General features: G+C 58.3%; 12 protein-coding genes. 4 read left to right on the plus strand and 8 right to left on the minus strand.

The window, feature by feature from the left end; translation table 11 throughout:
- Positions 1-42 precede the first annotated feature (42 nt).
- The 3 genes from V6944_RS12875 to tesA are packed head-to-tail and all read right to left on the minus strand — an operon-like array spanning position 43 to position 2,378.
- Entirely contained in the window at positions 43-897 is an 855-nt protein-coding gene (locus V6944_RS12875) for a co-chaperone YbbN (protein WP_333499248.1), read from the minus strand.
- A 58-nt stretch (positions 898-955) separates the two neighbouring features.
- On the minus strand, positions 956-1,759 hold the full coding sequence (locus V6944_RS12880) for an SDR family oxidoreductase (RefSeq protein ID WP_223883158.1): 804 nt from the start codon (positions 1,757-1,759) through the stop codon (positions 956-958).
- Positions 1,746-2,378 (minus strand): multifunctional acyl-CoA thioesterase I/protease I/lysophospholipase L1, encoded by a 633-nt coding sequence (gene tesA, locus V6944_RS12885; RefSeq protein WP_185667079.1) that lies wholly within the window; start codon positions 2,376-2,378, stop codon positions 1,746-1,748. Before tesA ends, V6944_RS12880 begins: the two co-directional genes overlap by 14 nt.
- On the opposite strand from tesA, the gene ybbA reads away from it, so the two are divergent.
- The 3 genes from ybbA to V6944_RS12900 all read left to right on the plus strand — a co-directional run bounded on the left by ybbA (position 2,346) and on the right by V6944_RS12900 (position 6,841).
- Positions 2,346-3,032, plus strand: coding sequence for a putative ABC transporter ATP-binding protein YbbA (ybbA, locus tag V6944_RS12890; protein ID WP_185667078.1), 687 nt, complete (start codon positions 2,346-2,348; stop codon positions 3,030-3,032). The genes tesA and ybbA overlap by 33 nt on opposite strands.
- The gene (gene ybbP, locus V6944_RS12895; protein WP_333499249.1) at positions 3,029-5,443 is read left to right on the plus strand and encodes a putative ABC transporter permease subunit YbbP; all 2,415 of its coding nucleotides are present in this window, start codon (positions 3,029-3,031) and stop codon (positions 5,441-5,443) included. Before ybbA ends, ybbP begins: the two co-directional genes overlap by 4 nt.
- 255 nt (positions 5,444-5,698) lie before the next feature.
- Positions 5,699-6,841, plus strand: a complete 1,143-nt coding sequence (locus tag V6944_RS12900; RefSeq protein WP_333499250.1) for a porin — start codon at positions 5,699-5,701, stop codon at positions 6,839-6,841.
- A 91-nt stretch (positions 6,842-6,932) separates the two neighbouring features.
- On the opposite strand, the gene mnmH is transcribed toward V6944_RS12900, so the two are convergent.
- The 5 genes from mnmH to ppiB form a co-directional block, all read right to left on the minus strand.
- Complete coding sequence (gene mnmH / locus V6944_RS12905) at positions 6,933-8,024, minus strand: tRNA 2-selenouridine(34) synthase MnmH (RefSeq protein ID WP_333499251.1); 1,092 nt, start codon at positions 8,022-8,024, stop codon at positions 6,933-6,935.
- 107 nt (positions 8,025-8,131) lie between these two features.
- On the minus strand, positions 8,132-9,199 hold the full coding sequence (gene purK, locus V6944_RS12910) for a 5-(carboxyamino)imidazole ribonucleotide synthase (protein ID WP_333499252.1): 1,068 nt from the start codon (positions 9,197-9,199) through the stop codon (positions 8,132-8,134).
- On the minus strand, positions 9,196-9,705 hold the full coding sequence (gene purE / locus V6944_RS12915) for a 5-(carboxyamino)imidazole ribonucleotide mutase (RefSeq protein WP_185667073.1): 510 nt from the start codon (positions 9,703-9,705) through the stop codon (positions 9,196-9,198). The genes purK and purE overlap by 4 nt, the downstream gene beginning before the upstream one ends.
- A 119-nt stretch (positions 9,706-9,824) precedes the next feature.
- Positions 9,825-10,547, minus strand: a complete 723-nt coding sequence (gene lpxH / locus V6944_RS12920) for a UDP-2,3-diacylglucosamine diphosphatase (RefSeq protein ID WP_333499253.1) — start codon at positions 10,545-10,547, stop codon at positions 9,825-9,827.
- A gap of 3 nt (positions 10,548-10,550) precedes the next feature.
- Entirely contained in the window at positions 10,551-11,045 is a 495-nt protein-coding gene (ppiB, locus tag V6944_RS12925; protein ID WP_035891791.1) for a peptidylprolyl isomerase B, read from the minus strand.
- Between the two features lie 185 nt (positions 11,046-11,230).
- On the opposite strand from ppiB, the gene cysS reads away from it, so the two are divergent.
- Complete coding sequence (gene cysS / locus V6944_RS12930; RefSeq protein WP_333499254.1) at positions 11,231-12,616, plus strand: cysteine--tRNA ligase; 1,386 nt, start codon at positions 11,231-11,233, stop codon at positions 12,614-12,616.
- Positions 12,617-12,723: the final 107 nt, after the last annotated feature.

Here is a 12,723-nt window from a genome sequence, read left to right on the forward strand (position 1 = left end):
ATCGTAGCCCGGCCAAGCGAAGCGCCGCCGGGAATAGCACCGTTAGTACAGCAGCGAGTAAAGCTGACGACGATACTTCGACGCCAACGCATCACCGGTACCCAGCGCCGCCAGAATTTCCTGCAACATTTTGCGCGCCTGACCGTCCGCCGCGCCTAAATCTTTGCGCAGATGGCTAAACAGCAGCTCCAGCGCCTCTTCGTTACGACCCACCTGATGCAACTGAAGCGCCAGCTTCGAGGCCAGCGCCGCGTCGTCCGGGTTGGCATCGACCTCTTGCTGCAGTAGCTGAATTTCCGGCGTGTCCGCCGCCTGCTTCAGCAGCTCAATCTGCGCAACCAGCCCTTGATAACGGGTGTCCTGATCCTGCAGCGGAATGGTTTTCAGCACCGCTTCCGCCTCTTCTGAACGGTTAAGCGCAATCTGTGTTTCCGCCAGCAGCAGACCAATCTGGCTGTCCTGACCGGAGAGCTGCCAGGCATCTTTTAGCAACGGCAGTGCGTCGGCATGGTTGCCTTCCTGAATCAGCGCCAGCGCCTGCTGCGCCTTCAGCTCTTCTTCACGCGGCAGCACTTTATCAAGCAGCGCGCGAATCGCTTCTTCTGGCTGTGGGCCCTGGAAGCCGTCAACCGGCTGGCCGTTCTGGAACAGGTAAACGGTCGGGATGGAGCGCAGGCCAAACTGAGAGGCGACCATTTGCTCGGCGTCGCAGTCGACCTTCGCCAGAATAAATTGACCGTTGTACTGCGCGGCCAGATTTTCCAGCACCGGCGTCAGATCCAGGCAGTGCTGGCTACGGTCTGACCAGAAGTAGAACAGCACCGGTGTGGTAACGGACTGCTCCAGCGTCTGGTGGAGATTAGCTTCGGTAATGTTGACGATATTCTGTACGGACATAAGTCTTTCTCTGTAGTCGGTTTGTATTCGAGATGGGGGCAAAAGCGTCGGCTTCAACTTAGCCCTGCAGAATTTTGTCCATCGCGCGCCCCGGCAGCAGGCGTTTCAGCCAGCCTACCGCGTGGGTGACCAGGGTGACCGGATAGCGCAGCTTCGGTTTATCGCTGATAAACGCATGGCGAACTTTCTCCACCACCGCATCCGGGCCGAGGGTAAAGCGCGCGGCGATGCCGGGATTCTCCACCGGCTTATCGCTGGTCTGGTTAACGTTCTCGGTAAAGCGGGTGCGAATCGGGCCGGGTTCAATCAGGCTGACCTTCACGCCCGTATGGCGCAACTCCATGCGTAGCGCGTCGGACCAGGCCTCCAGCGCATATTTGCTGGCGGCATAGGCACCACGGCCCGGGGTGGAAATCAGCCCCATCACCGATGAGGTCATGACGATACGGCCTTCGCCGTGCGGGATCATCGCCGGCAACAGGCGCATAGTCAGCTGGTGGACGCCGAAAAAGTTGGCGGAAAACTGCTGCACCATCTGCGCGCGGCTGATGCTCTCCAGCGGACCATAGACGCCATATCCGGCGTTATTAAACAGGCCAAACAGGCGGTTATTGGTCAGGGCGATGACCTGCTCCGCGGCGTTATCCACGCTTTCCGGGCTGTCGAGGTCGAGTAATATTCCGGTAAACCCCATGCCGTTCATGCGCTTCACATCATCGGGTTTGCGGCAGGCGGCCAGTACGCGAAAGCCCTGGCGTTTCAGTTCTAACGCGCTTTCGAGGCCAATCCCGCTGGAACATCCTGTAATTAAGACCGATTTTTGCATAACTTTACCTGAAGACACCGCTTTACTTTCCGGCATCGTGATTAACTAATGGAGCCAGGCGTGTCGCCATCCAGTCTGCAATAAACGGCTGGGCGTCACGATTGGGATGAATGCCATCATCCTGCATCCACTGCGGCTTGAGATAGACCTCTTCCATAAAGAAGGGCAGCAGTGGGATAGAAAACTCGCTGGCGAGCTGCGGATATACAGCGCTGAACGCCTCATTATAGCGGCGTCCGTAGTTTGCTGGCAGACGAATTTGCATTAATAACGGTTGGGCATGGGCGGCCTTTACCTGTTGCAAAATAGTGCGCAGTGTTTTCTCGGTTTGCTGTGGTTGAAAACCGCGCAGGCCATCGTTGCCGCCGAGTTCAACCAGCACCCATTGCGGCTTATGCTGTTGCAGCAGTGCGGGCAGGCGTGCCAGCCCCTGGTCTGAGGTATCGCCGCTAATACTGGCGTTCACCACCGTAATGTCAGGCTGCCATTTATCATTCAACAACGCCGGCCAGGCCGTATTGGCCGCCATGCGATAGCCCGCGCTAAGGCTGTCGCCAAGCACTAACAGCGTGTCCGCCGCCGCGGCGCGCAGGCTAAACAGAATCAAAAACAGGACAGGCAAATGCCAGCGGAAAACGTACTTGAAGTGCATCATCTTAAGAAATCCGTCGGTCAGGGGGAGCATGAGCTTTCCATCCTTACCGGAGTTAACCTGATTGTCAAACCGGCACAAACCCTTGCTTTAATTGGCGAGTCGGGGTCCGGGAAGTCGACACTGCTGGCGATTCTGGCCGGGCTGGACGATGGCAGCAGCGGCGAGGTGAAGCTGCTGGGGCATCCGCTGGATAAGCTCGATGAAGAGGCGCGAGCGCGGCTGCGTGCCCAGCATATAGGCTTTGTTTTCCAGTCTTTCATGCTGATCCCCACGCTGAACGCGCTGGAGAACGTCGAGCTGCCCGCGCTGCTGCGCGGTGAAAGCGACGGCCAAAGCCGCCAGGGGGCGAAGGCGTTACTGGAACAGTTGGGGCTAGGCAAGCGCTTGCACCACCTCCCGGCACAGCTTTCCGGCGGCGAGCAGCAGCGCGTGGCGCTGGCTCGCGCCTTTAACGGTCGCCCGGATCTGCTGTTTGCCGACGAACCGACCGGCAACCTCGACCGTCAGACCGGGGATAAAATCGCCGACCTGTTGTTCTCGCTCAACCGTGAACACGGCACCACGCTGATTCTGGTCACCCACGATGCGCAGCTTGCCGCGCGCTGTGACCGACGGCTGCGGCTGGTCGACGGGCAGCTACGGGAGGAAGCATGATTTTACGCTGGTTCTGGCGGGAGTGGCGCTCGCCGTCGCTGCTGATTGTCTGGCTGGCGCTGAGCCTGGCGGTGGCCTGCGTGCTGGCGCTGGGCAGCATCAGCGACCGCATGGACAAAGGGCTCAATCAACAAAGCCGCGAATATATGGCGGGCGATCGGGTGCTGCGCAGTTCGCGCGAAATACCGGCACAGTGGATTGAACGCGCGCGCGCTCAGGGGCTGACGGTTGGTGAACAGATCAACTTCTCCACCATGACCTGGGCGGGCGATACGCCGCAGCTTGCCGACGTGAAGGCAGTCGATGACAGTTACCCGCTCTATGGCGACCTGCAAACCGCACCCGCGGGCCTCAAACCGCAGGCGGGAACGGTGCTGCTGGCGCCCCGGCTGATGGCGCTGCTGAATCTGAAAACCGGCGATAACCTTGACGTTGGCGATGCCACGCTGCGCATTGCCGGTGAAGTGGTGCAGGAGCCTGATAGCGGCTTTAACCCGTTCCAGATGGCGCCCCGGCTGATGATGAACCTGGCCGACGTGGCGAAAACCGGCGCCGTACAGCCCGGCAGCCGGGTAAGCTGGAGCTATAAATTTGCCGGCACCCCCGCGCAGCTTGCCAGCTATGAAAGCTGGCTGCTGCCCCAGCTCAAGCCGGAGCATCGCTGGATTGGCCCGGATCAGGACGACGGCGCGTTAGGCAAATCGCTACAGCGCTCCCAGCAGTTCCTGCTGCTCTCCGCGCTGCTGACGCTGCTGCTGGCGGTAGCCGCCGTGGCGGTGGCCATGGGTCACTACTGCCGCAGTCGCTATGATCTGGTGGCGGTGTTGAAAACCTTAGGTGCCGGGCGGGCGCAGCTGCGTAAGCTGATTATCGGCCAGTGGGTGCTGCTGCTGGCGCTTTCGGCGCTGGCGGGCGGTGCGATGGGGCTGTTGTTTGAATCGGTGCTGCTGGCGCTACTCAAGCCGGTGCTGCCGGCGGCGTTACCTGCCGCCAGCGCCTGGCCGTGGCTGTGGGCGGTGGGGTCAATGACGGTGATTTCGCTGCTGGTCGGGTTACGTCCGTACCGATTGCTGCTGGCAACCCAGCCGCTGCGCGTGCTGCGTCAGGATATCGTCGCCAACGTCTGGCCGCTGAAAATCTATCTGCCGCTGGTCTGTATCGTCACGGTGGTGCTGCTGGCATGGTTGATGGGCGGTAGCCCGCTGCTGTGGTCGGTGCTAGCGGGCGCGGTGGTGTTGGCGGCGCTGTGTGGGCTGGTGGGCTGGCTGCTGCTGAAGGTGTTGAAGCGCCTCACCCTGCGCGCGCTGCCGCTGCGTCTGGCGGTGAATCGTCTGCTGCGCCAGCCGTGGTCGACGCTTAGCCAACTGGCAGCGTTCTCGCTCTCATTTATGCTACTGGCGCTGCTGCTGGTGCTGCGCGGCGATCTGCTGGATCGCTGGCAGCAGCAGCTACCGCCGGAAAGCCCGAACTATTTTCTGATCAACATTGCCCCGGAACAAGTCAGTGAGGTGAAAACCTTCCTGGCGGAGCATCAGGTGATCCCGACGGCGTTTTACCCGATCGTCCGCGCGCGCCTCACGCAGATCAACGGTCATAGCACCGAAGGTAATAAAGATGAATCGCTGAACCGCGAGCTGAACCTCACCTGGCAAAACCAACGGCCGCAGCATAACCCGCTGGTAGCGGGCGTCTGGCCGCCGAAAACCGGGGAAGTCTCTATTGAGGAAGGGCTGGCGCAGCGGCTGAACATTGGCCTCGGCGATAGCGTAACCTTCACCGGCGATACTCAGGACTTTACGGCGAAGGTGAGCAGCATTCGCAAGGTGGATTGGGAAAGCCTGCGGCCGAACTTCTTCTTTATCTTCCCGGACGGCGCGCTGGACGGTCAGCCGCAGAGCTGGCTCACCAGCTTCCGCTGGGACCACGGTACGACGCTGCTGACTCAGCTAAACCGTGAATTCCCGACGGTGAGCCTGCTGGATATTGGCGCTATCTTAAAACAGGTTGGTCAGGTGCTGGCGCAGGTCAGCCGGGCGCTGGAGGTGATGGTGGTGCTGGTCACCGCCTGCGGCGTGCTGCTGCTATTGGCGCAGGTTCAGGTTGGCATGCGCCAGCGTCACCAGGAGCTGGTGGTCTATCGCACCCTTGGTGCCGGAAAGTCTCTGTTGCGCCTGACGTTATGGGCGGAGTTTGCTCTGCTGGGGGCGATTTCCGGTCTGGTGGCGGCCATCGGCGCGGAAACGGCGCTGGCGATGCTGCAAACAAAAGTGTTTGATTTCCCATGGTCACCGGACTGGCGGCTGTGGGTGGCGCTACCGTTGTGCGGGGCGTTGTTACTGTCGCTGTGCGGTGGAGGGTTAGGGCTGCGTCTGCTGAAGGGCAGGGCGCTGTTCCGCCAGTTTTCCAGCTAGCTATTTTCCCGGCGGCGCTGCGCTTGGCCGGGCTACTGATGGCCCGTAGCCCGGCCAAGCGCAGCGCCGCCGGGTTTCTCTCCGTCCTCACAAAATTGCTCATCCTTTCATCAACATGCCCGCATTAGGGCACCATTCGGTAATTCTGCTGCGCTAAGTCGCACGTTTCATTAAAAATCAGTCAGGTGCAATTTATTAATAAACGATAAGATTTATTTGCCAAATAGATGGCACGTAATCTATCAAGGAAAAATAATGACTATAAAAATGAAAGCGCTGGCGATCTCGATCGGCGCTGCAGTGGCATTGACGTCTTTCGCATCCCAGGCTGAAATTACCCTGCTTAAGCAGGATCCTCAGGCTGGTAACCCGCTGAGCCGTCTGAACTTCACCGTGGGCGGGAGTATTCGTCCGCAGTTCAACATGATGACCGGCGACGGCGACAAAGGCTCTTACAAACGTAATGGCTTTGACGGTGGTACCCGTTTCCGTTTCGCTGCTGACTACTACCTATTTGATGACATCAGTTGGGTCAGCTACTACGAGCTAGGTGTCAACATTCCAGCGGTCTTCGACTGGGATAACCACTATGCTGAAGGCGCGAACGACACCACTCGCCGTATGCTCTACACCGGTCTGAAGAGCGATACCTGGGGTACGCTGACCTTCGGTCAACAGAACAGCATCTACTACGATGTGGTCGGTGCGAAAACCGATATCTGGGACTATGACATGATTGGTCAGGCACCAGGTAACGGTATCAACGGTGACTACGATGGTTCTTACCGTACTCGTAAATCACTGAAGTATAAGAAAACCGTAGGTGATGTAGACCTGTATGCTTCTTATCTCTTCAGCGATGATCTGAACCTGAACAACGGCCTGCTGTACAAACGTAAAGGCGGCGGTTCACTGGGTGTGGATTACCATATCACCGACGACCTGAGCTGGGGGACGGCATGGAACTACACCCGTGCTGATATGAACACCACCTACAGCAGCGAAAGCAAAACCTACGATCAGAACATCCTGGGTACCGCGCTGAGCTGGACGCCGGACAACTGGACCTTCTCCGTTGGCGGTGGTTGGTACCAGAACTTCATGACCACCAAAAAATCTTCCGTACATGATTACTTCGCGGGCGATGCGTGGGGCGTGGAATACTTCGCGGGCTACAAAATCCCAGTGGGTCAGTACGCGCTTAAATCCGTTCAGCCATACTTCATGGGTGACCGTATTGAATACGTGAATGGTCGCAACTACCAGCGCATCGACAACGGCGTGGGTATCAGCTTCCAGCTGGATTACGGTTTCCGTGTTGACTACGAACACGTGTTCACCTCCAGCACCGATGACCTGGGTGATATGAACCTGGTTCGTCTGCGTTACGATTTCTAATCGTCAAAAAGGGCGGCAATTGCCGCCCTTTACCGGTATTGCAAACCGTGTAGCCCGGCCAAGCGCAGCGCCGCCGGGAATAGCACCAAACCTACTCTTGTGTTTCCGCCAACCACTGCGTGACCGCTTCCGACGTTCCCCGAAACACAATCTTGCCCGCCTTCTTCTCCAACTGATAGCAGTACATCGGGTCGTAATACTCCTCCAGCAACGGCACCAGCCAGGCAAAATGCACCTCCGTTGAGCCGGTACGCTTCTGCTCGGTCAGCGAAGCGTCGAGCGTGGCGGTCAATTCGGCAAAACGCTGAAGCCCCAGGCGACGACGAATCGCGAACAGGCCGTGATGCAGCCAGGCGCTGTACTCCTCCCAGCCTTTCTCTTCGCCAAATGCGGCGGTGAAGTCGTGATGCATATGGGCAAAGTACTCTTCGCGCAGACGCTCAAGACGCAGATCAAACGGATCCTCCACTACCGCGATCGGCGACTGAGCCATGCGATCGCGCAGGCACTCCGGCAGGTGGTTAGCGCCAATCATGTGACCTTCATCTTCCAGCACCCAGCGAACCTTGTCCCGCTGATACGCGCCTTTCAGCAGCGCGGTCGCCAGGTGGTTCTCAAAGGTTGCCTGAGAAAATTGGGGCGTCAGCGTGCGACCAAACGACGAGCCACGGTGGTGAGCCAGCCCTTCAAGATCGATCCCCAACGGCTGCTGGCGCACCAGCGGCGTTTTGCCGTTACCGGTGCAACCGCCGATCAGCACGATCGGATGGCGTACCAGCTCCTCGGTGGCCTGAATCGCCGCCTGACGTAGCGCCTTATAGCCGCCGACGATCAACGGGTAATCAATACCGTTTTCTTTGATCCAGCTTTGTGTGATATGCGAGCGCTGGCCGCCGCGGGCACAGCACAGATAGCCCTGCGGCGCACGGCGACAGGCATCGAGCCAGGCGTCAATACGCTGTTGGCGCGTCTGCCCGGAGACCAGTTTATGCCCCAGCGCCATTGCGGCTTCGGGCCCCTGACGTTTATAGCAGGTACCGACCGCAGCGCGCTCATCGTCGTTCATCAGCGGCAGATTGACGGCGGCGGGCATCGCGCCCTGAGCAAACTCAACGGGGGCTCGCACGTCAATGATGGGCGTTTCCGCGCGCAGAATCGCGCAGTAATCCGTCCCATTATTCATGGGGAAATCCTTCTTATTTAAATCGGGGGTCATGCGGTTATGGCGGGATTTTACGCTTCAGAGAGGGGGCCGGGGAAGGATAAGTTACTTTCCCCGGCATTTAAGGCTTAATTCAGGCGTGATTGCGCCCAGGCAATACCGCTTGCATACTCTGGCGGCAGCAGGGGTACCATCGCTTCCAGCGTGGCGCTGAGGCGGCCGGTATCGCTGTCATTGAGGTTCAGGTGGCCCACTTTACGGCCCTCGCGCACCTCTTTGTCATACCAGTGCAGGTGCACCAGCGGCAGCTTCAGCCAGTCATAGTTCAGGTCGGTGCCAATCAGGTTCACCATTACCGATGGGCTGTTTACCACCGGTGGTGGTAACGGCAGGTCGGTAATCGCACGCAGGTGCAGCTCGAACTGGCTGATGGATGCGCCATTCTGCGTCCAGTGACCGCTGTTGTGCACGCGTGGGGCCAGCTCGTTGATCAGCAATCCGGCCGGGGTGATGAAACACTCCATTGCCATGACGCCGACGTAGTTCAGCTCCTGCATAATCGCGCCGAGCATGGTTTCGGCCTGAGCCTGCTGCTGCGCGTCCGCCTGTGGGAAGGCGACGCTCATGCGCAGAATACCGTCCTGGTGCAGGTTATGGGTCAGCGGGTAGAACACGGTGCTGCCGTCATGGCCGCGCGCGCCAACCAGCGACACTTCACCGGAGAAGTTAATGCCCTGCTCAACGATGCATTCACCGTAGCACTCGTCAGGCAGCTGCGCGGTGTCATCTTGACGCAGACGCCACTGGCCGCGGCCATCGTAGCCGCCGGTGCGGCGCTTGACGATAGCCAGCTCGCCCAGACGACCGAATACTTCAGGCCACTCGTCGGCACTTGCCAGCAGTTGCCACGGGGCAGTTGCCAGATTGAGTTTATCGAACAGCTGCTTTTGCGTCAGACGGTCGGCGATAATCGGGAAGACGTCGCGGTTAACAAACGCGGTGTGCTCGGCCAGTTCGCGGGTCAGCGCGGTTTCCGGCCAACGTTCAATCTCTGCGGTGATCACGCTTTGCTGAAACGGCACGGCGGCCGGATCAGCTTCCAAACCTACCGGCCAGACGGCGATGCCCAGCGGCTCGCCGGCCTGACGCAGCATGCGGCCTAGCTGACCGTTGCCCAGCACGCAGACCTGCTTCATGCCGCACCTCGTGGGTCTGGGTTATCCAGCACTTCATCGGTTTGCGCTTTGCGCCAGTCGGCAAGGCGCTGGTGCAGTTCAGCGTCGTGCTGAGCCAGGATCTGTGCGGCGAGCAGGGCGGCGTTAGCAGCACCGGCTTTACCGATAGCCAGCGTCCCTACCGGAATACCGCGCGGCATCTGTACGATGGAGTAGAGGCTGTCTACGCCGCTTAATGCAGCGCTTTGCACCGGTACGCCGAGTACCGGCACCAGGGTTTTGGCGGCAATCATTCCGGGTAAATGCGCTGCACCACCGGCACCGGCAATAATCACCTGGTAACCGTTCTCTTCTGCCGTTTCGGCAAAGCTGAACAGCTTATCGGGCGTACGGTGGGCGGAAACCACTTCAACATGGTGAGGAACGTTCAGAATATCGAGGATTTCTGTGGCGAACTGCATGGTAGCCCAGTCGCTTTTGGACCCCATCACGATGGCGATACGTGCCGGATTATTGCGGGAAGACATGCGTCTTAAAACTCCTGTGGGTGTGCTGCACACGACGTTAGAGGCCACAGAGAATAACACGGAAAACGGGCGAGGAAAACGGTTGCGTCGCCACACGACAGGGGGATAAGGGGGAAAAATTAAAATGGGAAGGTGATAAGCGTAACGTCTTCTTTGGTGACGCGAATCATCGATCCTTCAGTATGCCAGGCACCGAGCACCGCGCGAAATGCCGCGTCGCCGTTAGCCTCAAGAGCGTGGATATCCGGACGATGAGTATGCCCGTGAATCAACCACTGCACGTGATGTTTCTCCATCACGTCGACGACGGCCTGCGGGTTTACGTCCATGATGTCCATTGATTTACTGCTGTTGGCGGCCTTGCTGTCATTGCGCATCTTCTGGGCAATACGGCGGCGGATAAACAGCGGCAGGGCGAGGAACAGTTTCTGGATCCACGGGGTATGCACTTTGGCGCGAAAGGCGAGGTAGCCCGGGTCGTCTGTGCAAAGGGTGTCGCCGTGCATAATCAGTATGCGACGACCGTAGAGGTCTAGCACCTTCTCTTCGGGCAACAGCTGCATACCACTCTCGTGGGCAAAGCGTTTACCGACCAGAAAATCACGGTTGCCGTGGATGAAGTAGCAGGGCACGCCGTCATCGACCAGCGATTTGATGGCAGAAGCGACTTCACGGTGCAGCGGGTTCGGATCGTCATCGCCAATCCAGGCTTCAAACAGGTCGCCTAAGATGTACAGCGCATCGGCCTGACGGGCTTCGCCGCCTAAAAAACGCAGAAAACCGGCGGTAATCGCCGGTTCTTCTGTTTGCAGATGAAGGTCTGCAATAAAGAGTGTCGCCACCAATTACTCGCTGACGGTCACGCTTTCGATGATAACGTCTTCTTTAGGAACGTCCTGATGCATACCGCTGCGACCGGTAGAGACCGCTTTGATTTTGTCGACCACGTCCATACCTTCAACCACTTCGGCGAAGACACAGTAGCCCCAACCCTGCAGGCTTTCGCCAGAGAAGTTCAGGAAGTCGTTGTCTGCTACGTTGATGAAGAACTGAGCGGTGGCGGAGTGTGGAGCCTGAGTACGCGCCATTGCCAGCGTACCACGGGTGTTTTTCAGACCGTTGTTCGCTTCGTTCTTGATAGCTTCTTTGGTGGTTTTCTGGTTCATGCCTGGCTCAAAACCGCCGCCCTGGATCATGAAACCGTTGATAACACGGTGGAAGATCGTGTTGTTGTAGAAACCTTCGCGGCAGTAGTCCAGGAAGTTTTTAACTGTTTCCGGCGCTTTGTCGTCGAAGGTTTTGATGACGATGTCGCCGTGATTAGTGTGGAAAGTAACCATTTCTGCATCCTGTTCCGTTTAGAGTGGTGCTTCAGCCCGCCTGTGGGCTGCACATAGGCATCTGTTATAGCATAACCGGGCGGCGCGATCATCTTGCATTGTGTGCTGCTTCCGGGTTGAATTATGGGTAGAATATACCGTTTAAGGCGAAAGCCCGGCTCACACACGTAAACATGGAATTCTCGATGCTAAAAATCTTCAACACAATGACTCGCCAGAAAGAGGAATTTAAGCCCATTCATGCCGGAGAAGTTGGCATGTACGTGTGTGGTATCACCGTTTACGATCTCTGTCATATCGGCCACGGCCGCACCTTTGTCTCCTTTGACGTCGTCGCACGTTACCTGCGTTTTCTTGGCTACAAGCTGAAGTACGTGCGTAACATCACCGATATCGACGATAAAATCATCAAACGCGCTAACGAAAATGGCGAGAGCTTTGTCGCGCTGGTCGACCGCATGATCGTCGAAATGCACAAAGACTTCGACGCGCTGAATATTCTGCGCCCGGACAACGAACCGCGCGCAACGCACCATATTCACGAGATCATCGAAATCACCGAGCAGCTGATTGCTAAAGGTCACGCCTACGTGGCGGACAACGGCGACGTGATGTTCTCGGTCCCGACCGATCCGAACTACGGCAAGCTGTCGCGTCAGGATCTGGATCAACTGCAGGCCGGTGCTCGCGTTGACGTGGTTGACGTGAAGCGCGACCCAATGGATTTCGTACTGTGGAAAATGTCCAAAGCGGGCGAGCCAAGCTGGCCATCCCCGTGGGGCGAAGGCCGTCCAGGCTGGCACATCGAATGTTCCGCCATGAACTGCAAACAGCTGGGCAACCATTTCGATATTCACGGCGGCGGTTCGGACCTGATGTTCCCGCACCATGAAAACGAAATCGCGCAGTCTACCTGTGCGCACGATGGCGAGTACGTGAACTACTGGATGCACTCCGGCATGGTGATGGTGGACCGCGAGAAAATGTCTAAATCGCTGGGCAACTTCTTTACCGTGCGCGACGTACTGAAGTACTACGACGCCGAGACCGTGCGCTACTTCCTGATGTCCGGCCATTATCGTAGCCAGCTGAACTACAGCGAAGAGAACCTCAAGCAGGCACGTTCTGCGCTGGAACGTCTGTACACCGCGCTGCGCGGTACCGACAAATCCGTCGCGCCAGCGGGCGGCGAAGCGTTCGAAGCGCGCTTTATTGAAGCGATGGACGACGACTTCAACACCCCGGAAGCCTACTCCGCGCTGTTTGATATGGCACGCGAAGTTAACCGCCTGAAGAGCGAAGATATGCATGCCGCCAACGCGCTGGCATCGCATATGCGTAAGCTCTCCTCGGTGCTGGGCCTGCTGGAACAGGAGCCTGAAGCGTTCCTGCAAAGCGGCGCGCAGGCTGATGACGGTGAAGTGGCGGAAATTGAAGCGTTAATCCAGCAGCGTCTGGATGCGCGTAAGGCCAAAGACTGGGCGGCAGCCGACGCCGCGCGTGACCGTCTCAACGAGATGGGCATCGTGCTGGAAGATGGCCCGCAGGGTACCACCTGGCGCCGTAAATAAGTCACTCATCGTAGCCCGGCCGAGCGCAAGCGACGCCGGGATCCTCTATATACTGCAGGGAGCAATACGGGAAAATGGGGGAGGGATGAGGCCCGGCGTCGCAGTGC

Source organism: Kluyvera sp. CHPC 1.2972, from assembly GCF_036759925.1.
In the GTDB taxonomy this organism is placed as follows: domain Bacteria; phylum Pseudomonadota; class Gammaproteobacteria; order Enterobacterales; family Enterobacteriaceae; genus Kluyvera.

Coding starts and splice junctions, on each gene's coding strand:
- tesA (WP_185667079.1), bottom strand. CDS start 2,378: ATGATGCACTTCAAGTACGTTTTCCGCTGGCATTTGCCTGTCCTGTTT.
- purE (WP_185667073.1), bottom strand. CDS start 9,705: ATGTCTTCCCGCAATAATCCGGCACGTATCGCCATCGTGATGGGGTCC.
- V6944_RS12875 (WP_333499248.1), bottom strand. CDS start 897: ATGTCCGTACAGAATATCGTCAACATTACCGAAGCTAATCTCCACCAG.
- purK (WP_333499252.1), bottom strand. CDS start 9,199: ATGAAGCAGGTCTGCGTGCTGGGCAACGGTCAGCTAGGCCGCATGCTG.
- cysS (WP_333499254.1), top strand. CDS start 11,231: ATGCTAAAAATCTTCAACACAATGACTCGCCAGAAAGAGGAATTTAAG.
- ppiB (WP_035891791.1), bottom strand. CDS start 11,045: ATGGTTACTTTCCACACTAATCACGGCGACATCGTCATCAAAACCTTC.
- ybbA (WP_185667078.1), top strand. CDS start 2,346: ATGCCAGCGGAAAACGTACTTGAAGTGCATCATCTTAAGAAATCCGTC.
- V6944_RS12900 (WP_333499250.1), top strand. CDS start 5,699: ATGACTATAAAAATGAAAGCGCTGGCGATCTCGATCGGCGCTGCAGTG.
- V6944_RS12880 (WP_223883158.1), bottom strand. CDS start 1,759: ATGCCGGAAAGTAAAGCGGTGTCTTCAGGTAAAGTTATGCAAAAATCG.
- ybbP (WP_333499249.1), top strand. CDS start 3,029: ATGATTTTACGCTGGTTCTGGCGGGAGTGGCGCTCGCCGTCGCTGCTG.
- mnmH (WP_333499251.1), bottom strand. CDS start 8,024: ATGAATAATGGGACGGATTACTGCGCGATTCTGCGCGCGGAAACGCCC.